Source organism: Sinomonas notoginsengisoli, from assembly GCF_021554725.1.
Taxonomy (GTDB): Bacteria; Actinomycetota; Actinomycetes; order Actinomycetales; family Micrococcaceae; genus Sinomonas; species Sinomonas notoginsengisoli.
Map to the genome: position 1 here is coordinate 240,051 of NZ_JAIZDP010000002.1, position 21,798 is coordinate 261,848.

The following is a 21,798-nucleotide window of genomic DNA, read 5'->3' on the forward strand; positions in this document are numbered from 1 at the left end:
GCGCCGAGGGCTCAGCCGGCTGTGATGAGCGGGCTCAGGTGCGAGGCCTTCTCCGAGGCACCGTGCAGGCCGAGGGACTCGAGCCACGTGCCGAGCATCTGGTAGCCGCCCTCGGTCAGGACGCTCTCGGGGTGGAACTGGACGCCGCACAGGGGCGCGGTCCTGTGCTGGAGGCCCATGACCACGCCGGAATGGGTATGCGCCGTGACCTCGAGGATGTCGGGGATGGTGTCAGCGGCAGCGGCGAGCGAGTGGTACCGGGTCGCGGTGAATGGGCTGGGAAGTCCTGCGAACACCCCTCGGCCTTCATGCTCTACGAGGGAGGTCTTGCCGTGCATGAGCTCCGGGGCATGCGTCACCGTCCCCCCGTATGCCTCCGCGAGGGCCTGATGGCCGAGGCACACCCCGAGCATGGGCTTGCTGTTCTCCCCGCACCACTTGATGAGCTCGATGCACACGCCTGCCTCCGCCGGGTTGCCCGGCCCAGGGGAGATGAGGACGCCGTCGCGGGCCTCTGCGAGCTCGATCGCCTCGGCGAGGGAGACATCGTCGTTCCTCACCACGGTGGTCTCGGCGCCGAGCTGCTGGAGGTAGCCGACCAGCGTGTAGACGAACGAGTCGTAGTTGTCGATGACAAGAATGCGGGTGGACATTGATGGGCCAATCGTGGAGTGGGCGGGCCCGCGGGCCGGGATAGACTGGCTAGCAGACCAGTGGCAGCCACTGAGGAGAAGTCAACAGCGGCACCCCCGGCACGTGGGCGGTGTCAGCAGGATATCAAGCAGGCCCTGCCGCGTCGGCGGACAGGCTCCGAGGAGGACGAGTGCCCGAGTCGACGGACAAGCCTCAGCAGAAGGCCGGCGCGAGTAGAGCCCGTGCGAGCAGGGGCGCGTCCACCAAGGACGCCGCCCGCCGAGCTGCAAAGAAGGCCAAGCGCCAGCAGCGCGCCGCCCGGGTCGCGGGCCCGACTCCCCAGTGGTACAAGTACGTCATGTTCGGGCTCATGATCGTGGGCCTGCTCTGGATCATCACGTTCTACGTCACGCAGGGCCTCTTGCCCTTCCCGGAGCTCGGGAACTGGAACATCATGATCGGGTTCGCCATCGCGATCGCAGGGTTCCTCATGACCCTCCGCTGGCGCGGCCAGTAGCCCACCCCGGCTGCTTGAACTGCCCGTGACGGGGTAGGTCCTCGACCATGCAGCACGATCAGCTGGCCCGGCTCCAGGGACTGTTCAACACCGCGAACGGCGCGTGGCCCCTCCTGCACATGCGCAGCTTCGAGGCTGTCTTCGGCCCCAAGGTGGACACCTGGCTCGTGCGGACGGTCGCGGGCCTCCTGCTCGGGAACGGCTATGCGCAGCTGCAGGCAGCCGCGACACCCGCGGGGGCGGAGCATGCCCGGCGCATCGGCGTCGGGACCGCGGCGACACTGCTGGCCATCGATCTCCGATAAGCCATTCCGGGGCGGATCAGCCGAATGTACCTCGTTGACGCCGTGGCAGAGGCGGCGTGGATAGCGCTGTGGCTCAGGCGCCGGAAGCCGCGGGCGCGTCGCGCTGCCCGCTGAGCGCAAGCAGCACCGCCCGTCCTGTGGCCTCCCAGCCGGGCAGGAGCGGGCGCGCTGCGAGAGCCGCCGCCCGCCACCGGGCACGCACTGCCGCCTCATCCAGCCACCCCGCGAGTTCCCGTGCGAGCGGGTCCCCCAACCCTTGCTGACCGTCCCCCGCGGGGCCCGCGACCGCGCCAGCAGGCCCCAGCCCGCCGACTAGCGAAAGCCCGAGGGCCTCGACCGCACCCGTGCCTCCAGCAACGACGGCGGGGATGCCGCGCGCCAGTGACTCCGCCACGGCAAGGCCGAACGTCTCAGATTCGGACGCAAGCACCGTGAGGTCTGTCCTGGCCCACTCCGCCTCGAGTGCGTCCCCACGCAGCTCACCCGGCACGCGCACCCGCTCGGCCAAGGCCAGCTTCGCCACGGTATCCCGTAGGCTGCGCGCGTAGGCGGGATCGGCGCCGTCATACCCGGCCAGTGTCGCCGTCCAGGGCCGGTCGCGGACGGCCGCAAGCGCGTGCACGAGCCGCAGCTGCCCCTTGCCGGGCAGGAGCGCGGCAAGGCACAGGATGTGCGGGGGTGCGCCCACCGTGAAGCTACCGACCGCCTCTGGGACGCGCACGACGCCGGGCCTCGCCACGTGCGGAGGCCGACCGTAGCGCTCGGCGAGCCTCCGCGCGGCGAACTCGCTCGGGACCAGGACCACAGGCGCCGCGGCGAGGGCCTCGCGCTCGAGGGCGGCGAGCCGCGCGGCCTCAGGCGCGGGGAGGCCGGAAGCGTCAGCGAGGGACATGTGGACCAAGAGGCCGACGACCGTCCCCGCCTGCCCGGCTGCGCACGCTGCCACTCGGATCTCCTCGGGGGCCCCGAGCCCGAGGAGGCTGTCGACGAGGATGCCGTCCACAGTGACGCCGCTGGCCAAGGTCGGGTCTGGGCGAGTGCGGCCCACGGGGACCGGGCCGGGGGACGAACCGACGGTAGCAAGGCGGGCGTGAGCCGAGAGTGGAGGGGTCGGGGCGGCGTCGTGCGCGGGTCTGCGCTGCGGAACGAGGCGGACGGCGAGTGCCGCGGCGAGTCGGGCCCGGTCCTCTGGCGTCCCGACTGGCCACGCACCGGGCACCCCCACAACCTCCACCGCAATGCCCAACCCGGTCAGGGCCTCCGCGAGGCGCGTGTTGTAAACCGTGCCGCCGGACGCATAGCCGAGCCCCTTGGGGACCACGAACCGGACGCTCGGCCGGGCCGGCCCGGCCACCGGGGTACTCATTTCACGCGCGCTGCCGCGCGCCGGGCAGCTCCACGGTGCACGAGGCCCATGCGTCCGGGTTCTCCCGCAGGGTGGCCTCCACGGCCGTGAGGTGATCGAGGCGGCGCAGATGGTCCGCAGCCACCGCCGCGACGTACTGGGCGAGGACCTCGGTGGTGGTGAGGCGGCCCGCGAAATCGGGGTGCTCGTCGAGGTTGCGGTACCGCAGGCCGTCGAGGATCTCGGCGAGGAGGCCCGAGGCCTCGCCGATGTCCATGACAATCGAATTCGCATCGAGGGCGTCGGCTCGGACCGTCAGCTCGACGACGAATGTGGCGCCGTGCAGGCCCTGCGCTGGGCCGAATGCGGGGTGCGGGAGGCTGTGGGCGATCATCATGTGGTCACGGACCGTGAGGCTGAACATGCTCCTCCTTGGTGGCGGGGCGGGTAGGCGGGCGGTGAGGGATTCTGGGGCCGGTGCTACGTCGCGCCCGGGTAGCGGATCACGTGGCACAACCCCGGCCACTGGCCGGCGACATCACGGCCCTCGGCCAGCCGGTCCATCGTGGCGGGGAGGTCGGCGAAGTCGGATGGCGCGCCGAGGAACTGGTCGAACGAGGGGTCCGCGAGGAGATCCAGCGCGAGGGCGAGCCGCTGCGCCGTGGTGCGCCGGAACCGGCGTGGCAGAGCGACCTCGCCCACCTGGCTGGCCCGCAGCGTGAGGCGCCGCGCGTGGAAGTCCCCGCCGAGGGGAACGCCCACGATGCCCTCGCCGTACCAGGAGAGCTCAATGATCTCGCCGTCGTCGCCGACGATCTCGAGGCAGCGCGTCAGGCCCTCGGCAGTGGCGGAGGCATGGATGACGATGTCGCAGTCCCCCGAGGCCGCCTCCGGGAGGGCGAACGCCACACCCAGCGACTCAAGGAGCTCGGCCCGGGCCGGGTCCGAGTCAACAGCCTCGAGCCGCTCAAGGGGGAACCGGCGCAGGAGCGCGGCCACCGAGGCGCCGATGAGCCCGCAGCCGACCACCGCGAGCCGGTCACCGATCCTCGGACCCGCCTCCCACAGCGCGTTGATCGCGGTCTCCACGGCACCGGCGAGGAGCGCGCGCTGGGGCGGGACGTCGCTCGGCACGGGGGTGAGGTCCGAGGCGGGCACGACGTAGCGGTCCTGATGGGGGAAGAGGCAGAAGACGGTGCGGCCCTCGAGCTCGGCTGGCCCCTCCTCGACCACGCCTACCGAGAGGTACCCGTACTTCACTGGCGCGGGGAAGCGGCCAGCCTGATGCGGCGCCTCCATGAGGTCCTCGACGCTGGGGGGGACCCGGCAGGCGTGGACCAGGTTCTCTGTCCCGCGGGAGTGGCCCGAGTAGAGCGTGCGGACCAGCGCCTCGCCCTTGCGCAGAGTGGGCAGCGGTGCACTGCGGAGCTCGCCGCGGTACGGACCCGTGGTCCAGTAGGCGGTGGCGGTGTGCGGGGTGGTCCTGCCGGGCTCGGCCATGCCCCGACACTACCCACGCCGCCCGCCCTCGGACCAGAATGCCCGGGCCGGGCGCGGCGGCTCGCCTAGACTAGAGGGGTGGAAACGGCCCTGACCCAGCAGACCAACGCGTACTTCGACGACACCTACCTCACCGAGACCGCCGCCACGGTGGTCGCCTCGGGTGCAGGCGAAGAGGGCGCGTGGGCCGCGGTCTCCCCGAACATCTTCCACCCGAAGGGCGGCGGGCAGCCCAGCGACGAGGGGTCGCTCGACGGCGCGCCGGTCACCCCCGTGCGCACCGAGTCCGGACTGGTGGTCCTCACCGGAGTGGCGTCCGAGACCGAGGTGGGTGCCGGCGTCGTGTGCCGCATCGATCCCGAGCTCCGCCGCCGGCACGCCGCCCTCCATACCGCGGGGCACATCCTGGGCCACCTCGGCGAGTCGCGGGGCTGGCAGCACTCCGGGCACTCGCACTTCCCCGGGCAGGCGCGCCTCGACTTCGAGCCCGCCGGGCACGAGGACGAGCTGGCCAGCCCAGAGCTGCGCGAGGCCGTGCGGGCGGAGTTCCAGGCCCAGATGGACGAGGTGCTGGCGCGCGGAGGGGCCGTCTCCTCATCTGTGGACCCCCAGGGGCACCGGACGGTGACGATCGAGGGCGTCAGCACCGAGCCGTGCGGCGGCACGCACGTGCGCACGCTCGCAGACCTGACAGGCGTGCGGATCCTCGAGGTCAAGGTAAAGCGCGGCGCCATCAAGGTCCGATACGAGGCGGAGCACGCCACGAAGGGACCGGCCTGATGCTCTGGGTCAAGATCTGCGGGCTGTCCACGCCCGAGGCCGTCGAGGCGGCTGTCGAGGCAGGCGCCGACGCGGTCGGGTTTGTGCTCTCTGAGGGCAGCCCCCGGACGGTCGACGCCGCGCTAGCGGCCTCGCTGGTCCGCGCAGCCCGGGAGGCTGCTCACCGCGCGGGGCGTTCCGTGGAGACGGTGGCTGTGGTGCGCAACCAGACGCTCGACGACGTCGCGCGGCTCGCGCGCGCGGCGGACGTGGACGCTGTCCAGCTTCACGGCGACGAGCCGGAGGCCGTTGCCGCAGCGCTCCGCGCGGCCGGTTTCCGCGTGATCCGGGCCCTAGCCGCGGGCGAGTACACGCGCCGCACCGCCGAGGGCTGGTCCTCGCCGGACCGGCTCCTGCTCGACGCGGCCGTGCCGGGCTCCGGCGCCCGGTTCTCCGACGATGAGCTCGGCTCCGCGCCCGCCGGGTTCTGGGCTCTGGCGGGCGGCCTTTCCCCGGAGAACGTGGCCGAGGCCGTTGCGGCGCTGCGGCCGGGAGGCGTGGACGTCTCGAGCGGGGTGGAGTCCTCGCGCGGCATTAAGGACCTTGGACTCATCCGGGCGTTCATCGCGGCGGCCCGCACGGCCCTCTGACCTCCCCCGGTTCTCGCCGCCCATCCGCTTCCCTCGGGAGCCGGTGCGTGACACCGGCTCCCCGAGTGCATCTGGTCTGGGGCCGGGGGCGACCCGACTCAGTGGTGGGTAGGGTGCGCGGCGCGGGAGGCCGCCGTCGTGCGTCCGAGGATGAGGCCCAGCACGAGCATCCCCACGCCGAGGAGCAGGTGCAGCCCGTTGTCCGCCGCGTTGAGAGGCACGAAGTTCCCCGCGGATTCCCCGCCGAACACGAGGCCATACACGAACAGGACCAGGTAGACCGCGCCGCCCCACGTGAGGAAGGCCTTGGCTCCGCCCGCCGTGCGGCCGAGAGCAAGCCCGGCCACGCCGAACAGCAGGTGGACCACGTTGTGCAGGACCGAGACCTGGAACAGGCCCAGCAGGTACGCGTCTGAGTGGTGCCCCGCGAATCCGAGGCCCGAGCCGGAGGTGATGCCGGGGATGAAGCCCAGCACGCCGACGAGGAGGAAGACGGCGCCCACGGCCGACGCGGCGATCTGGACGGCGGTGCGGCGTTGCGAGAGGACTGAGGTGGACATAACTACTCCTAATGGTGGTCCGGCGGCCCTACCGGGCGCCGGTGCGGTATGCCCGCATCTCCACTTCGAAGCCGCCGCCGAGCCGGATTGGTTCTCCGGCGGTGCGGGTAGCACTGGGGCATGGGTATGCGTGACAAGTGCGGAAATGAGCACGAGAAGACCTCCACCCTCGCTTCAGGGGAAACGACCGGAACGATGCGCAGCTTCGCAACGGCAAGCGGCGCGGCGGAACTCTCGGATCGGGTCCGGTAGATGGGGGCGCTGCGGGGCGTGCTGTTCGACGTGGACGGCACGCTCGTGGACTCGACCTACTTCCACACGCTCGCGTGGTGGCACGGATTCCGCCGGTTCGGGCATGACGTGCGGATGAACGAGATCCATCGACGGGTGGGAATGGGCGGTCAGAAAATCGTGGAGCACCTGCTCGGGCCCGAGCGGGACGCCTCCCAGGACCAGGAGATCCTGGATACCCACGCCGCGGTGTTCTCGACATTCTGGACGCACCTGCGCCGGTTCGACGGCGCGCGGGATCTCCTGGGGCGCTGCAAGGGCGCTGGGCTCACGGTGGTGCTGGCCTCCTCGGCTCGCCAGCAGGACCTCGACGTGCTGCGCGCGGTGATCGGCGCGGACAAGTTCGTGGATGCAGCGACGAGCTCCGCCGACGCCAAGGAGTCCAAGCCCGCGCCGGACATCCTCGTCGCGGCCCTCAAGGCAGGCGGCCTCGAGGCCTCCGAGGTGCTCTTCGTGGGCGACGCGGTGTGGGACGTGCAGGCGGCCTCGGCCCTGGGCATCCGGACAATCGGCCTGGCGTGCGGCGGGTACAGCGCCGCCGAGCTCGAGGATGCCGGGGCCGCGGAGGTGTTCGACTCGCCGCGCGCCCTCGTGGAAGGTTTCGAGTCGAGCCTGATGGGGCGAGCGCTCTCCGGCGCCGAGTCCGGCTAGAGCCCGGGCCTTGGAGGCGGCTCCTCCGGGATCCGGGTGACGCGCCGTGTCAGGATGGGCTATGCCCGAGCGCCTGATGCTGTTGGACACCGCTTCGTTGTACTTCCGGGCCTTCCACGGCGTGCCCGCGAACATCCGGCGCGAGGACGGGACGCCCGTCAATGCCGTGCGCGGGCTGCTGGACATGATCGCTCGCCTCACCACCGACTTCGGGGCCACGCATCTCGTGGCGTGCTGGGACGACGACTGGCGGCCCAAGTGGCGGGTGGACATCATCCCCTCGTACAAGGCCCACAGGGTCGAGCGGCGCGTGGCTGGGGGTCCCGACATCGAGACGGTGCCGGCCGACCTCGTGTCCCAAGTCCCACTCATCCGTCACGTCCTCACTCTGGCGGGGATCGCCGTCGTGGGTGCGGCAGAGCACGAGGCCGACGACGTGATCGGCACCTATGCGACGGGCGCGGACATGGCCGTGGATGTGGTGACCGGGGACCGCGACCTGTTTCAAGTGGTCGACGACGAGCATGAGGTCCGCGTCATCTATACCGCGCGTGGCATGAAGAATCTCGAGGTCGTGACGGATGCGGTCGTGGTAGGGAAGTACCGGGTACTGCCGGAGCAGTACGCCGACTATGCGGTGCTGCGGGGCGACAGCTCGGACGGACTGCCCGGGGTGGCCGGGATCGGAGAGAAGTCCGCGGCGACGCTGCTCGTGCGCTTCGGCACCCTTGACGGCCTGCTCGAGGCGGCAGAGGATCCAGAAGGCGGCCTGCCCGCACCGATGCAGGCCAAGCTCTCCGCCGCCGCCGACTACCTCGAGGTGGCACCCGTCGTCGTGAACGTGGTCCGCGACCTCACACTGCCCTCGCTGGAGGCGGCGGGGGCACGGCTCCGGGCGGTCGACGGCGAGCCTCGCCTCGAGCTCGAACAGCTCGCCTCAGGCTGGAACCTCGGCGGGTCGGTGAAGCGCCTCCTCGCAGCGCTCGACCGCTATGGGCGCTGAGGGCCTCAGCCAATCACGAGGTCAGCGCGGTGCTTGGTCGCCCTGACGAGGCGGGCGTTGGCCTCGTCCGAGCGGAGCACCCATTCTCTGGCCTGCTCGGAGGCCTTGCCGAACTGGATGTGGCGCGTGACGAGCCGGTCGATGCGGGTGGAGGGCTCGGTGTCGACATACCAGACTTCGCGCATCCATGAGCGGGCGGCCGCCCACTGCGGTTCCTCGAGGAGGAGATAGTTCCCCTCGGAGACAACGAGGCGGGCCTCGGGTGGGACGGCGATGGCCGCGGCGATGGGCTGTTCCAGCGTGCGCTCGAAGCCCGGCGCGTACACAACGGCTCCCGAGCTGGCGGCAATTCTTTCCAAGAGCGCAGCGTAGCCGTCGGGGTCGAAGGTCTCCGGCGCGCCCTTCCGGTCGAGGAGGCCGAGGCGTTCGAGCTGGGCGTCTGCGAGGTGGAAGCCGTCCATCGGCACATGCGCGACCGAGCGCTCGCCATACTCGCCGCGGAGGCTGCGGAGAAGCGCGTCGGCGAGGGTCGTCTTGCCGGCTCCGGGTTCGCCGCAGATCCCGAGGATGGCCCGTGCGCCGTTCTCTGATGCGAGCGCAGCGGCCCGTCGTGTCAAAGTGGCGAGGTCCATGCCTCAGCCTACCCAGCCGTTCGTCCGGCTGCGGTGCCCGGATGCAGCGAGCCTCAGCGAGATGCAGCCCCTGGATCTCTACGGTCAGAGCATGATCACGGTGGACGTACTCGACGGCCAGACCTCGATCGAAGAGGCCCTGGCCGACATAGGCGAGGTGTGGTCCGCGGAGGGATCCGTGGATGAGTTCGTGCAGCTGACGCTGTTCTGACATCGCGGTCTCCGGCGCGGACGAGAACAGATCTTGTCCTTCCGGCCCCGTGGATCATAGCGTGATGGCATCCCCGGCTATGAAGGGCAGTCTGACTTGACTGAGGGTGCACATGTCTGAAGACCGCGATCCGGGCGTCGACGAGACGACACCGCGGCGATATATCGTGATCGGTGCAGGGGCGGTCGGCGGGACAATCGCCGCGCGCCTGGCCCAACACGAGGTACAAGCCATCGCGGTTGCCCGAGGCGAACATGGGCGGGCGATCTCCGACCACGGACTGCGGCTGCGCACCCCCGATGGCGATACCCTCGTACACCCGAAGGTCTGGAGCTCGGCCGAGCAGGCCAGGCTTGACCACGGCGACGTGCTGGTATTGGCAGTGAAGGCCCAAGACGCTGGTGCCGCGCTGGCGGAATGGGCCGACGCGCCGCTACCGGATGGCACCTCGGCGGGGGAGACCCTGCCTCTGCTCGTCTGCCTGAACGGGGTCGCCGGAGAGGACCTGGCGCAGCGGTTCTTCCGCCGGGTGTTCGGCGTCCGCGTCTTGGCGCCGTGCAGCCATCTCGAGCCCGGTGTAGTGGCCGCATTTTTCACCGGGGCCTCGGCCGTACTCAAGATGGGCAGGGTACCGGCCGCCGCGGCCACCGCGGAAGACCAGCGCCTCCTCACTGCCATCCAGCGGGTATGGTCAGCAGCCCTGCTCCGGGTCGACCTCCCCTCGGATGTCATGCCGTGGAAATACAGCAAGCTGGTAGCCAATCTCGGCAACGCTGTCGACGCGTTGGTGGGCGACGTGGGCGGTGCGATCGACCTGGTCGAATTGACCCGTGAGGAAGGCAGACACGTCCTGCGCGCGGCGGGAATTTCGCTGGTTCCCGATCTGGAGGAAGTGGCCGAAAACGAGAACAGGCCGGGCTATGCGCCACTGCCGGGCCAGCCCCGACCAGGCTCGTCGTCGTGGCAGTCATTGGCACTCGGCCGGGGAAGCATCGAATCGGACTACCTCAACGGGGAAATCGTCCGTATTGCCCGCCGAATCGGCCTCGATGCGCCGATCAACGCGCGGCTGAGCCGCATCGCGAGCCGAGTGGCGCGCCTCGGGAGCGCCCACGCGCTGGTCACCTTCTACTGGGCAGGCGGAGGCCGATGGCTGGTCGAGACGCTGGGGCCTGACCTTCCGGCCCGGTTCGCCGACCTGGCATGGGTGCTGGCAGTGATCGGCGTGGTGAAGCTGGCCTGCGCCGCGGGCCCTGCCGTACTGGACTGGCTGTCGTGGCCTGCGCCCAAGTTCTGGCGCCCTACCTGCTGGGCGGGAGCTGCGGTCTTGGTGTGCTGGGGCGGGCTGAACACCATTGTCGGTAATCTGGTGCTCGCAGGCATCGTGCGGCCAGCCGGGGGATTCGACCGTGATGCGATGGTCGGGCACGCCTGGCTGTGGGACCCGCTGTTCCTGGCATGGGGCGCGGCGCTGGGTCTGGGCATGTGGGCGAGCCGCCGGCGGGCCGTGGGCTTGTCGACCGAGTCTGGCTAGTTCAGAGCGGGGGTGTCGGCTGGGACAACGCCAGTGCCGTAGAGGTCAGATGCGAGGTCGCGCAGTGCCCTGAGGGCGACCCTCTGGGTGTAGGGCCCGTACGATATCCGAGCCACCCCCAGCTCCTGCATCTGCCCGGCGGGCAGGGCGCCCGGCGCGCCGATGACCGAGAGCTTTCCTCTCCCGAGCCCCTCGACCAACGGCTCGATGACCTCCCGAGTGAGGGCGCCCGGGACGAACACCAGTGCCGCACCGGCATTCAGGAAGGCCCGGCCGCGCTGTATCGCATCCTGGATGCTGTCCTCGATCGGGCGGTTGCCGCCCCGGAAGACCGCGTCCGTGCGGGCGTTGAGCTGGAAGGCGATGCCCTCATCCGCCGCGGCCGATGTGATGGCTTGGACGCGGGCGACGGCTTCGTCGAAGGGCCGGAGCCTGTCCTCAACGTTCGCCCCCACGACTCCGAGCGCGATGGCACGGCGGATCGTCTCGGCGGGGTCCTCGTACCCATCGTCCAGGTCAGCGGTCACCGGAAGGTCGACAGCGTCCACGACCGTCTTGATCCCTGCGAGTGCTGTCTCCAAGGGCATCGTCCCGTCGGCGTACCCGCGGGAGGACGCGATGGAGTGGCCAGCAGTGGCGATGGCACGGGTTCCCGGAACGGCGGCAACCGTCGCGGCGCTCACAGCGTCCCAGACGTTGACCACACGCAGGATCTCCGGTGCTTCGTGCAGCGCCTTGAGACGGTTGGCGCGCTCGGCCGTATCGGTGGCAGTCATGCTCTCTCTCCTTCTGTGGCCATGGTGAGCATCAGCGACCTCGACCTCAGCTCCTGTGCTGCAACCGCCGGTGCGGCGACGCTGTCGACGTCCGGGGCGAATTGGGTGGGGCGGCGGTCGGAGAGATCGCCGCCCCCCTTCAGAGCAAGGCCGTTGGCCTTTGCGCTCACTGGTCAGCCTCGCTGGCCTGCCTTGAGCCAGAGCGTGTCTCCCTCGACGCGGTCCAGCTCGTCCGAGGCGAGGTACTCGTGGCCTGCGAACAGGCCGGACTTGTCGATCTTCACGAAACCCAGCCGCAGAAGCCTTTCAGCTTCGTGCCGAGGCAGTTTGGACGTTTGGGCGAAGTCGTCGACGAGGGTCCCGGCGAGCCCCCCGGTTTCGGGATCGGTCTGCCCATCGGCTGTCACTGCCTCCGGGTCGCCCATCTTGAGGTCTTCGACCTTGCCGATCTTCTTCCCATCGGGCCCAACTACATGCATCCCTTCACGTACCTGTTCGATGACGGACATCGTTGGTGTCCTTTCAGTCGGTCCCCGGAGCTGGATGCCCACATTCTAGAACTGGCCCCGCTCCGGGAGAATGCGCCAGGGTGTCAGGCGCTGAGCTCCAGCATCAGGGCAGGCAGTTCGTCGGCAAGTTCGCGGGCCAGGAACCCCAGCGGCCCCAGCCTGCTTGCCAGCCGGTCCGCCGCTGATGCGTGCAGGTGGGTGCCCCAGCAGGCTGCCTGCACGCTGCTGGTTCCCCGGGCCCGGAGACCGGCAATCGCCCCGGCCAGGACGTCCCCGCTGCCGGAGGTGCCCAGGCCGCCGTATCCCGTGGTGATCTTCCACAATTCCGGTTCCTTCGGACCCCGTCCGGGCGGCTGGGTGATCAGCCCGTGGCAGCTGACCACGGCGTCGAACCTGTCGGAAATCTCCGCGAGGTCCTTCTCGAGGTGGTCCACCTCCCGGCCCAGCAGGACCGCCGCCTCCCTGAGATTCGGGGTGAGGATCAGCCGGCCGCGCCACGGGTCCAACTGGTCCTGAAGCGGCACCAGGGCGCCCAGGGCGTAGGCGTCGAGGACGACGGCGGACCCTCCCCGACCGCCAGCGTCACCGCCGGGCGGACCGCCGTCGCCCGCCTCGCGTGTGAGCATCGCGGCCAGCAGCTCCCCGGCAAGGTCGGGATCGTCCAGCCCCGGCCCCACCAGGACCGTGTCCGCCTGGTCCAGATATGACGAGATCCGGTCCAGGTCTGGCTTGACCGAGCCGTCCGCGGTTTCCGGCAGGCCGATAGAACCACACTCCGGCAACGCCACCCCCAGCTGCACGGCCACCGATTCGGCCACTGCCACTGTGAGTTTTCCAGCCCCGGCGCGCAGGGCCGTTGCCCCCGCCAGCAGGGCGGCGCCGGGGGTGGCCCGGGCTCCGCCGACCACCAGCACGGATCCGCGGGAATACTTGTCCTGGCCGGGCGCCGGGAGCGGCCACTCCCTCAGGAGCGACGGCGTCACCAGGGTAACGCCGGAGGAATCACTCCGGCCGGGCACTGGTGTCTCCGGCATGCTCTGTGACCGCGACGCCCTGCTCCGCCAGATGGCTGGCCACGTTGAAGCTCTCCAACGTCCACGGCCCCACGCCGGAGGGGCGGACAAACCGGGTCACCGAGGCGTTCAGGATGGATTCCCTGGCTGCAAGGTCCAGCAGTTCCCTCTCGCTGAGGCCTTCGAGCACATACCGGAACAGCATGATCACGGCGTCGTGGCACACCAGCATCACCCGGTGTCCCATGCCCAAATTGTTCAGCTCCGCCAGCACGGACCGCAGCCGCAGTGCCACGTCCGCCCAGGACTCCCCTCCCGGCGGACGGTAGTACAGCTTGCCCAGCCAGTTCCGGCGCTCGGACTCCTCGGGATAGCGGTTCTCCACGCCCAATCGGGTGAGCCGGTCCAGGATGCCGAGTTCGCGGTCGCGCAGCCGCTCGTCAGCACGCACCTGCAGGGGCCAGCCTGCTGTCTCCACCGCTATCTCGGCCGTCTGACGGGCCCGCGCGTAGGGGGAGGACACCACAGCGTCCGGGCGGAGCTCAGCGGCGATCCGGCCCAATGCGGTACCCAGGGCCTTGGCCTGGTCCCGACCGGTTCCGGACAGGTCGACGTCCGCATCCCGCGCGGGGACGTCGATGACCTCCACGCCGGCCTCACGCGCGTCCGTGGCCGCGACGTTGCCTTCGCTCTCACCATGCCGGATCAGCAGCAGCTCCACCGCCCCGGCCTCTTGGACCGCCTCCGTCAGGCCGTCGTCGCTGGCCGAATCACCATTGGCCGAATCACCGGCCGCTGAAGTGCCCTTCAAGAAATCACCCCGTCCTCGCCGTGCCGAATGCACGAACACTACCAACGGCATACCCGGGGAGCGACAGAAAATAACGGACGACGTCGGCCGCGCGCCGTAGCGGGCCTAGCCGCCACCACGCTTACAGTGCGTGAGACCGTCACAGCGCGCCCAGCACATGCTCAAGGTCCTTCAGCGCCGCCGCCGCAGTCGCCGTGGGATCGGACGCTCCCCCGGTCACCGTCACACGGTCCACATCTCCTCCGTCACGGCGCAGAGGCCCTTCATGCTTCCGTGCAGCAGCGCGAAGGGATGGTCCCCCCGATACAGCCGGAGCTCAACGTCGGCCCGGAACCCCGCGCCGTCGTGCTCAACGAAGCCGACCAGGCGCGGAGCGAGGCCCCCAGCCCGCCACTGCGCAACGTCCACAGGCGCAACAGGGCGGATCCCATCCCTCGGAAGGCTGTCGATACGCAGCCCCGCGCTGAACACCTCCCCGCCCGGAACCTATCCCGACACCTGCCACCCGCGCCGCCGCGGCAACCCGACTCGGTCCAGATCATCCGCGGCGCGCACGACGGCGCCGCCCGCCCGCCGCTGTGCCTGCCGTTCCAGCTCGCCCACCTCGGTATAGCGGGCCGAGAAGTGTGTGAGCACGAGGTTCCGCGCCCGGGCGCGGCCCGCGATCTCCCCCGCCTGCCCCGCGGTGAGGTGAAGGTACTGCTCGGCGAGCGACGCGTCGTCGTCGCTGAAGGTGCACTCGGTGACCAAGAGGTCCGCGTCCTCCGCGAGCTCGTCAGCGCCGGAGCAGGGCGCGGTGTCCATGACGAACGCGAAGCGTTGCCCGCGGCGGGCGACGCTCACGTCGTCGAGCGTCACCTGCCCAAGGCGCCCTTCGCGCTGGAGCCGCCCGACATCCGGCCCCGCGATCCCGGCCTCGGCGAGGCGCTCGGGGATGATCGTCCGTCCGTCCGGCTCGGCGAGCCGGTACCCGTAGGCCTCGATCCGGTGGCGCAGCGGGCCCACCTCGAGTCCGTCGGCAACCGCCCCCGGAGCACCATGCGGCACGAGGCGCAGGTCCAGGCCCGGGGACGAGATGGCCACGAGCGCCCGGACCATTGCCTCCCCGGAGGCGGGATAGTGAAGGAAGACCGGATGCTCCACACGGTCGAGAGACATGCGCGAGAGCACGCCGGGGAGCCCGTAGCAGTGGTCCCCGTGCATGTGGGTGAGGCAGATGCGAGTCACATGCGTGGCGGCGACCCCGGCGTAGACCATCTGGCGATGGGTCCCCTCGCCCGGGTCGAACAGGAGGCCCTCACCGTCCCACAGCAGGAGATAGCCGTTGTGGTTCCGAGCCCGAGTCGGAACCTGCGAGGCGGTGCCGAGCACCACGAGTTCGCGCATGCTGCTCAGTATGTCCCAGCGCGATGCAGCTGGGCTGCTGCACAGCGGCTACAGCAGCGTGCAGCCGCGCGGGAGGAGTCCGCCGAGGAGCGCGTGCACGAAGCCACGGCAGGAAACCGGCTCCGCATCTCAGGGATGTGACCCCGCAACGCGGAGAGGTGACCCCTCGTTGCGGAAAGGCGACCACGCGTTGGGCGGGGGATTGATGCGGCCTAGTGCGCCTGCCCGTGCGCTGCATCGATGCGGGCTTCGGTGATCGCCTGTGTGAGCCGGTTGATCATCCCTGTCACGAGCCATAGCTGCTCGGGCGTGTACTCCGCGAGAACTGGCAGCATGTGCTGGACCATCGGGTCGAACATCTCGCGCCCCGTCTCGCGGGCACTGGGCGTGGGGCTCACCTCGATCTGGCGCCTGTCCTCGAGCGAATGCCTCCGCTCGAGGTGCCCGGACGCTTCGAGCCTGTCGATCACGGAGGTCATCGCCGCAGAGCTCAGCACGAGCCGCTCGCGGAGCGCCCCCGGGGTTGCCGTCTCGCCCTGCCGCTCGGCCTCCATGACGGCGTTGAGTGCGTGGACGTCGTTTCGGGCGAGTCCATGCATGCGCCGAACTGTCTCGGCGTAGCGGTCGGCTTCATTGGTGAACCTCTGCAGGAGGAACAACAACTCGAAGCCCGGGGATGAGCGCAGCGCGCTTCGCGCTGGATCATCCGCCCCCTCGGGCTCGAAGCGGACGTCCTCCGACCAAGCGATGTCGGGTGGACCAATGGGAGCTCCCGTCTCCGGCTCCCGGGGCACAGGGATCCCCTCGGGGTGGCTCGGGTGGTGCACGCTGGACATTCTAAGCTCGCCTCCTCCCTTCAGCCTGACCGAGTGCCTTGTACTCAGCGAGCGCGAGGGTGCGCGTCTCGGTCAGGTCGACGCATTCCTCCGGGTACCCGCCGCCCCCCAGCTCGGGGATCCAGGCCCGAACATAGGTTCCGTCCGGGTCGAACTTCTTCTGCTGGGTGCGGGGGTTGAAGATCCGGAAGAACGGCGCCGCGTCCGCCCCGGATCCCGCGACCCACTGCCAGTTGAACGGGTTGTTCGCGGCGTCCGCATCCACGAGCGTGTCCCAGAACCACTCCTCGCCGACCCGCCAGTGAATGCCGAGGTTCTTCACGAGCAGGCTCGCCGAGGCCATCCGGACCCGGTTGTGCATCCAGCCGGTGGCCCACAGTTGACGTTGGCCCGCATCCACGAGCGGGAACCCGGTCCGCCCCCGCCTCCACGCCTCAAGCAGGCGCCGCGCCTCCCGCTCTCCCCGCACGACGGCGGGTGCCTCCTCCTGCGGGCGGCGCCGGTCGGCGTCGTGCACCGCACCGTGCCCTGCGCGGGGAAGCCACCAGGGGTAGTCATCGAACTCGGGGCGGAGGTTCTCGGTGGCCAGGTTGGGGCGGTGGTACAGCGTGTGCCAGGCGAACTCCCGCCACCCGAGCTCGGAGGCGAACACGGCGCTGCCCTCGGGGGCCGCGCGCCGCCGTTCGGCTACGGCATGCCAGACCTGGAAGGGGCTCACGTGCCCCCACCGCAGGTAGGGCGAGAGGCGGCTCGTGCCGGGACGCCCGGGAAGGTCCCGGGCCTCAGGGTATTCGGCAAGCGCGCTCTCGGCGGTGTCGGGGCCGAGGAAGTCAGCCAGGACGGCGAGCCCAGCCTCCTCCCCTGGGACCCACGCCTCGGCCAGCGGCGCGGACCAGTCCGGGTCGTGGGGCAACAGATGCCACGTGGCGAGATCATCGCTCGCCGGGACGCGTTCCGGCACCGCTCGCTGGCGCTCCGGCGGGGGCAGCGGATGGCGGTGGTCGCGCCTCGAGAGCTCCTTCCAGAAGGGGGTAAAGACCTTGTAGTGGGTGCCCTGCTGGGTCAGGACGTCCCACGGCTCGTGCAGGAGCGAGGCGTGGAAGCTCTCCGGCTCGCGGCCTGACCTGCTGACGAGCGCTTTCACCGCCGCATCCGCCCGCCGTTCCGGCCCCCCGTAGCGCCGGTTCCACGCCACGAAGCCTGCGCGGCACTCTTCGGCGACCTCGGGCACCACACGGGCGGCTGGGCCGCGCCGGAGGACGAGCGGCACGCCGAGCTGCCCGAGCGATGCCGCGAGCTCCTCGAGGGCGTGGTGGAGCCACCATCGGGCCGCACCGCCGATGGGGCGGATCCCGGGCGACTCCTCGTCGAGGACGTACAGGGCCACCACCCGCCCGCGGGCCTGGGCAGCGCGCAACGCCGGGTTGTCGCGGACACGGAGATCGTCCCGGAACCACACGAGGGAGGTGGCGCCGGTGCGGCTGCTGGGTTGGGTCATGGAAGCATCCATACGGAGATGAGCAGGAGCGTGACGAGGAATCCCGTCACGTAGTTGAGCCAGAGGAAGCGGCGCCATCCTGAGCGGGTGCGCCCCGCGTCGTCATCGGTGACGTTCCAGAACACGGCCGAGCTGGCAGCGTACGGGAGGGCGAGGACTGCCGCGAAGCGGGCCGGTCCGGACGCCCCGCCCGCGAGTGCCAGAAGGAGCACGCCCGCCACGAGGTAGCCTGCCACGGCCAGCCGGACGGTGGCCCGCGCCCCGAAGAGGGTCGCGATCGAGCCAATGCCGGCCTCGCGATCCGGGCCGATGTCCTGCACCGCCCCGAACGCGTGGCTCGCCATCCCCCACAGGAAGAAGGCCCCGAGGACGGCGAGGGCGATCGGCGTCGCCGCCCCGCCTGCAAGCGCCATCCCATACACGGCGGGTGAGACGAAGTGGGTGCTGGACGTGACAGAGTCCAGAACCGGGCGCTCCTTGAATCGCAGCCCCGGGACGCTGTACGCCGCGACGGCGAAGAGCGAGACCGCGAGCACCCCCCAGCTCGCCGGCGGGCCGGCAGCGACGAGCACGACGACGAACGGCACGCACCCGCCCCACGCCCACGCGAGCGCGGCACGGTGCAACGGCGGCGGCAGCACGGCCCCCTCGGCCCCGCCCTTGCGGGGATTGAGGACGTCGGACGCATAGTCGAAGACGTCGTTGGTGCCGTACATGGCGAGGTTGTAGGGCACGAGGAAGAACAACGTGCCGACCGCGAGCCTCCAGTCCACTGCCCCGGCGGCGAGGAGGTACGCCGCTGCGAACGGATAGGCCGTGTTCACCCAGGACAGCGGCCGGGAGGAGATCAGGAGTGCCCGGGCCAGCCCGGCGGCGGGCCCGGCATGGGTGGGGAGCGAGGCGGCGGTCACGGGCGCGACCCACTTGCCGAGCGCCTCATCGCGCGCCTCGCCGGGTGCTTCCGAACGGGCATTCCGTCACGGGTGTCCAGCCCACCGTGTCGGTCACCAGCGTCATCGTCATGCCGTGCGAGCCGGTGCCACAGGGCCGGGATCAGGAATGCCGCCGCGACCGGGTAGGCGACGTCCTCGACCGGGACGAGGCCGAGCGCGATCCCACTGAGGGCGTGGGGAGCATAGCCGAAGAGTCCGCTGGCGATCATGGCGTTGTCGAACACCGCCGTGAGCGCCACAAGGACCAGGCCGCTGACGAGAATCGGTACGGGCCGGAGCCGCTGGCCGCGCTGAAGACCCTGGGGAGTGGTGGGCTGTGTCCGGCGCCGCATGGACGCGAGCACTGTGAGAGCGATCGCCGCCGCGAGGAATACGACGTCAAGGGCCAGATAGCTCATGCCGACTCCTTTGCCGCCCGGGTCGCGGGGCGCCGGACGAGGACACGCCTGGCGCCGCTGTAGAGCACGAGCGCGGTGTAGGAGAAGAAGGCGAGGAAGACGGGCTCCTCGACCGGCATCTCGGGCCCGAGCATCAGTCCAGTCGTGAGCGGCGACGCGCGGTGCTCAAAGATGCCTGCGGCGATCGCCGCGGCGTCCCACGCGAGGAAGAAGGCCGTCCCCGCGGCGACCGTGAGGGCCGCAGCGCGCGGATCGCGTCCGAACGCGAGCCGGAAGCGCGCATCGAGGACGGCGACCCCCGAGGCAGAGACCAGCAGGGCGATCAGGTAGGCCATGGCACCCCTTCAGGCATGTGGGACTCATCCGCCAGGACGTCCGGGGACGTGCCGCGCCCACCTCTCCGGGTCCGCGTGTGCTCACCCGCCATGTGCGCCTCGTCAAGGGCCCGTGGAGCCGAGGCTGGTCCGGCCAGCGCGGGCACCCGTACAGGAACAACGGGTGGCCCCACTGGTCCAGGCCGGCGTTCGCCTCGGACACGCTTGAGCACGAGCTCCGCGCTGATGAGGCACATCGGCACCCCGATCCCGGGTCGCACCGAGGCACCCGCGTAGAGCAGCCCGGAGACCTTGGAGCTCGCGTTGCCCGGGCGGAGGAAAGCACTCTGCCGGAGGGTGTGGGCCAGCCCGAGCGCTCCCCCGCGCCACGCATTGACGTCGTGCTCGAAGTCAGCTGGGCCGTAGGTTCGGCGGACAGCAATTCGGTTGACCAAATCAGGGACGCCGGCCCATGCCGACACCTGGCGGATGGCGGCGTCTGCGACGGACTCGACGGCGGGAGCCCCGGCCCCGCCCACGCCCCCGCGACCCCATGATGGCGCCGCAGCGGTGGGTACGAGGACAAAAAGGTTCTCGTCTCCGGCGGGCGCGGTGCCCGGATCGGTCGCGCTCGTTCGGGACACATAGATCGACGTGGGGTCCCCTGGGCTGCGGCCGTCACCGATGCGGGCAAAGTTGTCCTGCCAGTCTCGCGCGAAGAAGAGCGTGTGGTGGGCGAGCTGCGGCAACCGTCCGCGTACGCCGAGGCACGCCAGCACGGCCCCCGGGCCCGGATCGCGACGATTCCACGACCGCTCGGAGTGGGTCCGGAGGCCCTCGGGAAGGAGCTCCGTCTCAAGGTGGTGCAGGTCTGCGGCGCCGACGACCGTCGAGACTCCCGTTCGGTGCTCGTGCCCCATGCGGTCGGTCCAGACGACCCCCTCGACCCGTGGACCGCCGGGGGCCGGCCCGGTGACGATCTGCGTGGCGCGGGCGCCCGTGTGGATCCGTACCCCCGCCGCGCGGGCAAGCCGCTCCATGGCATCGACCAGCGCCGCGAACCCGCCCTGAGGGTAGAGGACGCCCTGGGTCAGGTCGAGGTGGCTCATCAGCTGATAGAGCGCCGGCGCCCGGTAGGGGGTGGTCCCCAGGAACACGGCCGGGTAGCCGAGGATCTGCTGCTGTCGCGGGTCCGCAAAGCGCCGCTCGACGCGCTCGTGCAGAGACTGCGCGAGCAGCGCGGCGAGCCGGGCACCTCGGCGGAGTACTGCGGGGCGGGTGAGGCCTCGGAGGCTGCGGAAGTCGTCATAGAGGAAGTGCTCGAGCGCGACGCCGTATGCCTCCTCGGCCTCATCGAGGTACGTTCCGAGGGCGGCGCCGGAGCCGGGCCGCAGCGACTCGAAGAGGGCCTCCGCACCCGCCCGTCCCTCGGGCACGTCCACGGGCGCGGCCTGCCCCTCGAAGTAGACCCGGTACGCCGGGTCGAGACGGGACAGCCGCAATTCCTGCTGTGCGCTCGAGCCCATGAGCCGGAACCAGTGGTCGATCACCTCGGGCATGAGGTACCACGAGGGCCCTGTGTCGAAGGCGAAGCCCTCTGACTCCCAGCGGCCCGCGCGGCCGCCGAGGACGTCGTTCTGCTCGAGGAGCCGCACCGCATACCCGTCCCGGGCCAGAAGCCCTGCCGTGGCGAGCCCGGAGATGCCTCCGCCGATGACGACGACAGTGCGCGATGGCCGCGGCCTGCCCACCATCCGCTCGCGCCGCCTCCACTCGGGCCGGTTCATGCCGCCCTCCCCTCGAACCCCGCAGCCGACCGCGCGCCGTCGTGCGCAAACGCCGGCCCGGCGCCAGCCAGCACGCCGGCCGCAAGACGCAGCTTGACGTGGGTGGGGACCCTGATCCGGGTAGTGACGAGGACCTCCGTGGGACACGCGGCGATCCGGGCGGCGAGCTCAGAGAAGAGGGCGTGGGCGAGGGCGACCGCCCGGCGGGAGGTCCCGGGAAGCAGGCGGAGGCCGGGAAGCGCGGCATCGAGGTCCGTCTGGAGGTCCGCCAAGAGGATGCCTTTCTGCTCCTCAGTGATGCTGCTGGGCTCGACGCCCGGAAAGTAGCGGCGCCCGAGCTCCTCGCCGTCCTGCCCGAGGTCTCGGAGGAAGTTGACCTTCTGGAACGCGGCTCCGAGCCGTCGCGCGGACTCCTCGAGCACGGCGCTCTCGGCGGGGAGGACGGTGAGCCCCGTGAGGAACACGCGCAGGCACATGAGTCCAACCACCTCGGCCGAGCCGTAGATGTAGGCGCCGAGGGAGTCCTCGGAATGTGCGCGGGGGTCGCAGTCGCGGCGCATCGAGGCGAAGAACGGTTCGATGAGGTCGGCGCCGATCCCTGCGCGCCTGGCTGTAAGGGCGAACGCGTGGACCACCGGGTTGGTGCTGTACCCGGCTGCGAGGGCAGCCATCGCCTCCTCCTCGAGTCGCCCGAGCTGGGCGAGGACGGCGTCGACAGAGAGCCCGGCTTCCGCGGCGGCGCCGTCCACCGCCTCGTCCGCGATGCGCACGAGGGCGTACAGATTCTCGATGTCCGCTCGCTTCTGCGGCCCGAGCAGACGGCACGCGAGCCCGAATGACGTCGAGTAGCGGCGGATGACGACTGCGGCGCCCGCCATTGCCATACCGGAGTAGCGCTCGAGCGGGGAGCCCTGCCGTGTGCCCAT

26 protein-coding genes are annotated in these 21,798 nt (G+C 70.7%); 7 read left to right on the top strand and 19 right to left on the bottom strand.

What is annotated here, in order from left to right; translation table 11 throughout:
• Positions 1 to 11 precede the first annotated feature (11 nt).
• Positions 12 to 653, bottom strand: coding sequence for an aminodeoxychorismate/anthranilate synthase component II (locus LF262_RS06670; protein WP_235779508.1), 642 nt, complete (start codon positions 651 to 653; stop codon positions 12 to 14).
• Positions 654 to 823: 170 nt separating this feature from the next.
• Here LF262_RS06670 and LF262_RS06675 point away from each other — a divergent pair, with 170 nt between their 5' ends.
• Positions 824 to 1,150, top strand: a complete 327-nt coding sequence (locus LF262_RS06675; protein WP_235779509.1) for a cell division protein CrgA — start codon at positions 824 to 826, stop codon at positions 1,148 to 1,150.
• Between the two features lie 47 nt (positions 1,151 to 1,197).
• The gene (locus LF262_RS06680) at positions 1,198 to 1,455 is read left to right on the top strand and encodes a hypothetical protein (protein WP_235779510.1); all 258 of its coding nucleotides are present in this window, start codon (positions 1,198 to 1,200) and stop codon (positions 1,453 to 1,455) included.
• Between the two features lie 73 nt (positions 1,456 to 1,528).
• On the opposite strand, the gene LF262_RS06685 is transcribed toward LF262_RS06680, so the two are convergent.
• From LF262_RS06685 to LF262_RS06695, 3 genes are read right to left on the bottom strand one after another with little or no spacing between them, the layout of a single operon-like run.
• Positions 1,529 to 2,821 (bottom strand): glycosyltransferase family 4 protein, encoded by a 1,293-nt coding sequence (locus LF262_RS06685; protein WP_235779511.1) that lies wholly within the window; start codon positions 2,819 to 2,821, stop codon positions 1,529 to 1,531.
• A gap of 1 nt (position 2,822) precedes the next feature.
• On the bottom strand, positions 2,823 to 3,224 hold the full coding sequence (locus tag LF262_RS06690; protein ID WP_235779512.1) for a 6-pyruvoyl trahydropterin synthase family protein: 402 nt from the start codon (positions 3,222 to 3,224) through the stop codon (positions 2,823 to 2,825).
• A 56-nt stretch (positions 3,225 to 3,280) separates the two neighbouring features.
• Positions 3,281 to 4,300: a zinc-dependent alcohol dehydrogenase gene (locus tag LF262_RS06695; protein ID WP_235779513.1), complete on the bottom strand. Its 1,020-nt coding sequence runs from the start codon at positions 4,298 to 4,300 to the stop codon at positions 3,281 to 3,283.
• Between the two features lie 78 nt (positions 4,301 to 4,378).
• On the opposite strand from LF262_RS06695, the gene LF262_RS06700 reads away from it, so the two are divergent.
• Positions 4,379 to 5,080, top strand: a complete 702-nt coding sequence (locus LF262_RS06700) for an alanyl-tRNA editing protein (protein WP_235779514.1) — start codon at positions 4,379 to 4,381, stop codon at positions 5,078 to 5,080.
• Positions 5,080 to 5,709 (top strand): phosphoribosylanthranilate isomerase, encoded by a 630-nt coding sequence (locus tag LF262_RS06705; protein ID WP_235779515.1) that lies wholly within the window; start codon positions 5,080 to 5,082, stop codon positions 5,707 to 5,709. Before LF262_RS06700 ends, LF262_RS06705 begins: the two co-directional genes overlap by 1 nt.
• A gap of 98 nt (positions 5,710 to 5,807) precedes the next feature.
• Here the strand turns inward: LF262_RS06705 and LF262_RS06710 are convergent, their stop codons facing one another.
• On the bottom strand, positions 5,808 to 6,269 hold the full coding sequence (locus tag LF262_RS06710) for a DUF4383 domain-containing protein (protein WP_235779516.1): 462 nt from the start codon (positions 6,267 to 6,269) through the stop codon (positions 5,808 to 5,810).
• 252 nt (positions 6,270 to 6,521) lie between these two features.
• On the opposite strand from LF262_RS06710, the gene LF262_RS06715 reads away from it, so the two are divergent.
• Together LF262_RS06715 and LF262_RS06720 are read left to right on the top strand one after the other, a co-directional pair.
• On the top strand, positions 6,522 to 7,211 hold the full coding sequence (locus LF262_RS06715) for an HAD family hydrolase (protein WP_235779517.1): 690 nt from the start codon (positions 6,522 to 6,524) through the stop codon (positions 7,209 to 7,211).
• Positions 7,212 to 7,272: 61 nt separating this feature from the next.
• Positions 7,273 to 8,214 (top strand): 5'-3' exonuclease, encoded by a 942-nt coding sequence (locus LF262_RS06720; protein ID WP_235779518.1) that lies wholly within the window; start codon positions 7,273 to 7,275, stop codon positions 8,212 to 8,214.
• A gap of 5 nt (positions 8,215 to 8,219) precedes the next feature.
• Here LF262_RS06720 and LF262_RS06725 read toward each other — a convergent pair whose 3' ends face one another.
• Positions 8,220 to 8,846 (bottom strand): nucleoside/nucleotide kinase family protein, encoded by a 627-nt coding sequence (locus LF262_RS06725; protein WP_235779519.1) that lies wholly within the window; start codon positions 8,844 to 8,846, stop codon positions 8,220 to 8,222.
• A gap of 323 nt (positions 8,847 to 9,169) precedes the next feature.
• On the opposite strand from LF262_RS06725, the gene LF262_RS06730 reads away from it, so the two are divergent.
• Entirely contained in the window at positions 9,170 to 10,591 is a 1,422-nt protein-coding gene (locus LF262_RS06730) for a 2-dehydropantoate 2-reductase N-terminal domain-containing protein (RefSeq protein ID WP_235779520.1), read from the top strand.
• Here the strand turns inward: LF262_RS06730 and LF262_RS06735 are convergent.
• The 13 genes from LF262_RS06735 to LF262_RS06795 all read right to left on the bottom strand — a co-directional run bounded on the left by LF262_RS06735 (position 10,588) and on the right by LF262_RS06795 (position 21,798).
• Positions 10,588 to 11,367 (bottom strand): isocitrate lyase/PEP mutase family protein, encoded by a 780-nt coding sequence (locus LF262_RS06735; protein ID WP_235779521.1) that lies wholly within the window; start codon positions 11,365 to 11,367, stop codon positions 10,588 to 10,590. The genes LF262_RS06730 and LF262_RS06735 overlap by 4 nt on opposite strands.
• Positions 11,368 to 11,540: 173 nt before the next feature.
• Positions 11,541 to 11,876, bottom strand: a complete 336-nt coding sequence (locus LF262_RS06740) for a hypothetical protein (protein WP_235779522.1) — start codon at positions 11,874 to 11,876, stop codon at positions 11,541 to 11,543.
• An 83-nt stretch (positions 11,877 to 11,959) separates the two neighbouring features.
• Entirely contained in the window at positions 11,960 to 12,910 is a 951-nt protein-coding gene (locus tag LF262_RS06745) for an ADP-dependent NAD(P)H-hydrate dehydratase (protein ID WP_372462746.1), read from the bottom strand.
• Positions 12,879 to 13,700, bottom strand: coding sequence for a histidine phosphatase family protein (locus LF262_RS06750; RefSeq protein WP_235779524.1), 822 nt, complete (start codon positions 13,698 to 13,700; stop codon positions 12,879 to 12,881). The genes LF262_RS06745 and LF262_RS06750 overlap by 32 nt, the downstream gene beginning before the upstream one ends.
• A 222-nt stretch (positions 13,701 to 13,922) precedes the next feature.
• Positions 13,923 to 14,171 carry a hypothetical protein gene (locus LF262_RS06755; RefSeq protein WP_235779525.1) on the bottom strand — a complete coding sequence of 83 codons (249 nt, stop codon included), beginning with the start codon at positions 14,169 to 14,171 and terminating at the stop codon, positions 13,923 to 13,925.
• Positions 14,172 to 14,186: 15 nt separating this feature from the next.
• Positions 14,187 to 15,086, bottom strand: coding sequence for a ribonuclease Z (locus LF262_RS06760; protein ID WP_235779526.1), 900 nt, complete (start codon positions 15,084 to 15,086; stop codon positions 14,187 to 14,189).
• A 212-nt stretch (positions 15,087 to 15,298) separates the two neighbouring features.
• On the bottom strand, positions 15,299 to 15,913 hold the full coding sequence (locus tag LF262_RS17090) for a MarR family winged helix-turn-helix transcriptional regulator (RefSeq protein ID WP_235779527.1): 615 nt from the start codon (positions 15,911 to 15,913) through the stop codon (positions 15,299 to 15,301).
• A 10-nt stretch (positions 15,914 to 15,923) separates the two neighbouring features.
• The gene (locus tag LF262_RS06770) at positions 15,924 to 17,420 is read right to left on the bottom strand and encodes a cryptochrome/photolyase family protein (protein WP_235779528.1); all 1,497 of its coding nucleotides are present in this window, start codon (positions 17,418 to 17,420) and stop codon (positions 15,924 to 15,926) included.
• The gene (locus LF262_RS06775; RefSeq protein ID WP_235779529.1) at positions 17,417 to 18,331 is read right to left on the bottom strand and encodes a prenyltransferase; all 915 of its coding nucleotides are present in this window, start codon (positions 18,329 to 18,331) and stop codon (positions 17,417 to 17,419) included. Before LF262_RS06775 ends, LF262_RS06770 begins: the two co-directional genes overlap by 4 nt.
• A complete protein-coding gene (locus tag LF262_RS06780; protein ID WP_235779530.1) occupies positions 18,328 to 18,771 on the bottom strand; it encodes a lycopene cyclase domain-containing protein in 444 nt (147 codons plus the stop codon). The genes LF262_RS06775 and LF262_RS06780 overlap by 4 nt, the downstream gene beginning before the upstream one ends.
• Positions 18,768 to 19,106 carry a lycopene cyclase domain-containing protein gene (locus LF262_RS06785; RefSeq protein WP_235779531.1) on the bottom strand — a complete coding sequence of 113 codons (339 nt, stop codon included), beginning with the start codon at positions 19,104 to 19,106 and terminating at the stop codon, positions 18,768 to 18,770. Before LF262_RS06785 ends, LF262_RS06780 begins: the two co-directional genes overlap by 4 nt.
• Complete coding sequence (crtI, locus tag LF262_RS06790; protein ID WP_372462747.1) at positions 19,094 to 20,872, bottom strand: phytoene desaturase family protein; 1,779 nt, start codon at positions 20,870 to 20,872, stop codon at positions 19,094 to 19,096. The genes LF262_RS06785 and crtI overlap by 13 nt, the downstream gene beginning before the upstream one ends.
• Complete coding sequence (locus LF262_RS06795; RefSeq protein ID WP_235779532.1) at positions 20,869 to 21,798, bottom strand: phytoene/squalene synthase family protein; 930 nt, start codon at positions 21,796 to 21,798, stop codon at positions 20,869 to 20,871. Before LF262_RS06795 ends, crtI begins: the two co-directional genes overlap by 4 nt.

Bases quoted from the DNA above. Each gene is read 5' to 3' on its own strand.
- LF262_RS06735 (WP_235779521.1), bottom strand. From the start codon at position 11,367: ATGACTGCCACCGATACGGCCGAGCGCGCCAACCGTCTCAAGGCGCTG.
- LF262_RS06745 (WP_372462746.1), bottom strand. From the start codon at position 12,910: ATGCCGGAGACACCAGTGCCCGGCCGGAGTGATTCCTCCGGCGTTACC.
- LF262_RS06725 (WP_235779519.1), bottom strand. From the start codon at position 8,846: ATGGACCTCGCCACTTTGACACGACGGGCCGCTGCGCTCGCATCAGAG.
- LF262_RS06795 (WP_235779532.1), bottom strand. From the start codon at position 21,798: ATGGGCACACGGCAGGGCTCCCCGCTCGAGCGCTACTCCGGTATGGCA.
- LF262_RS06690 (WP_235779512.1), bottom strand. From the start codon at position 3,224: ATGTTCAGCCTCACGGTCCGTGACCACATGATGATCGCCCACAGCCTC.
- LF262_RS06760 (WP_235779526.1), bottom strand. From the start codon at position 15,086: ATGCGCGAACTCGTGGTGCTCGGCACCGCCTCGCAGGTTCCGACTCGG.
- LF262_RS06720 (WP_235779518.1), top strand. From the start codon at position 7,273: ATGCCCGAGCGCCTGATGCTGTTGGACACCGCTTCGTTGTACTTCCGG.
- LF262_RS06770 (WP_235779528.1), bottom strand. From the start codon at position 17,420: ATGACCCAACCCAGCAGCCGCACCGGCGCCACCTCCCTCGTGTGGTTC.
- LF262_RS06685 (WP_235779511.1), bottom strand. From the start codon at position 2,821: ATGAGTACCCCGGTGGCCGGGCCGGCCCGGCCGAGCGTCCGGTTCGTG.
- LF262_RS06715 (WP_235779517.1), top strand. From the start codon at position 6,522: ATGGGGGCGCTGCGGGGCGTGCTGTTCGACGTGGACGGCACGCTCGTG.
- LF262_RS06740 (WP_235779522.1), bottom strand. From the start codon at position 11,876: ATGTCCGTCATCGAACAGGTACGTGAAGGGATGCATGTAGTTGGGCCC.
- crtI (WP_372462747.1), bottom strand. From the start codon at position 20,872: ATGAACCGGCCCGAGTGGAGGCGGCGCGAGCGGATGGTGGGCAGGCCG.
- LF262_RS06680 (WP_235779510.1), top strand. From the start codon at position 1,198: ATGCAGCACGATCAGCTGGCCCGGCTCCAGGGACTGTTCAACACCGCG.
- LF262_RS06785 (WP_235779531.1), bottom strand. From the start codon at position 19,106: ATGGCCTACCTGATCGCCCTGCTGGTCTCTGCCTCGGGGGTCGCCGTC.
- LF262_RS06705 (WP_235779515.1), top strand. From the start codon at position 5,080: ATGCTCTGGGTCAAGATCTGCGGGCTGTCCACGCCCGAGGCCGTCGAG.
- LF262_RS06670 (WP_235779508.1), bottom strand. From the start codon at position 653: ATGTCCACCCGCATTCTTGTCATCGACAACTACGACTCGTTCGTCTAC.
- LF262_RS06710 (WP_235779516.1), bottom strand. From the start codon at position 6,269: ATGTCCACCTCAGTCCTCTCGCAACGCCGCACCGCCGTCCAGATCGCC.
- LF262_RS06780 (WP_235779530.1), bottom strand. From the start codon at position 18,771: ATGAGCTATCTGGCCCTTGACGTCGTATTCCTCGCGGCGGCGATCGCT.
- LF262_RS06730 (WP_235779520.1), top strand. From the start codon at position 9,170: ATGTCTGAAGACCGCGATCCGGGCGTCGACGAGACGACACCGCGGCGA.
- LF262_RS06695 (WP_235779513.1), bottom strand. From the start codon at position 4,300: ATGGCCGAGCCCGGCAGGACCACCCCGCACACCGCCACCGCCTACTGG.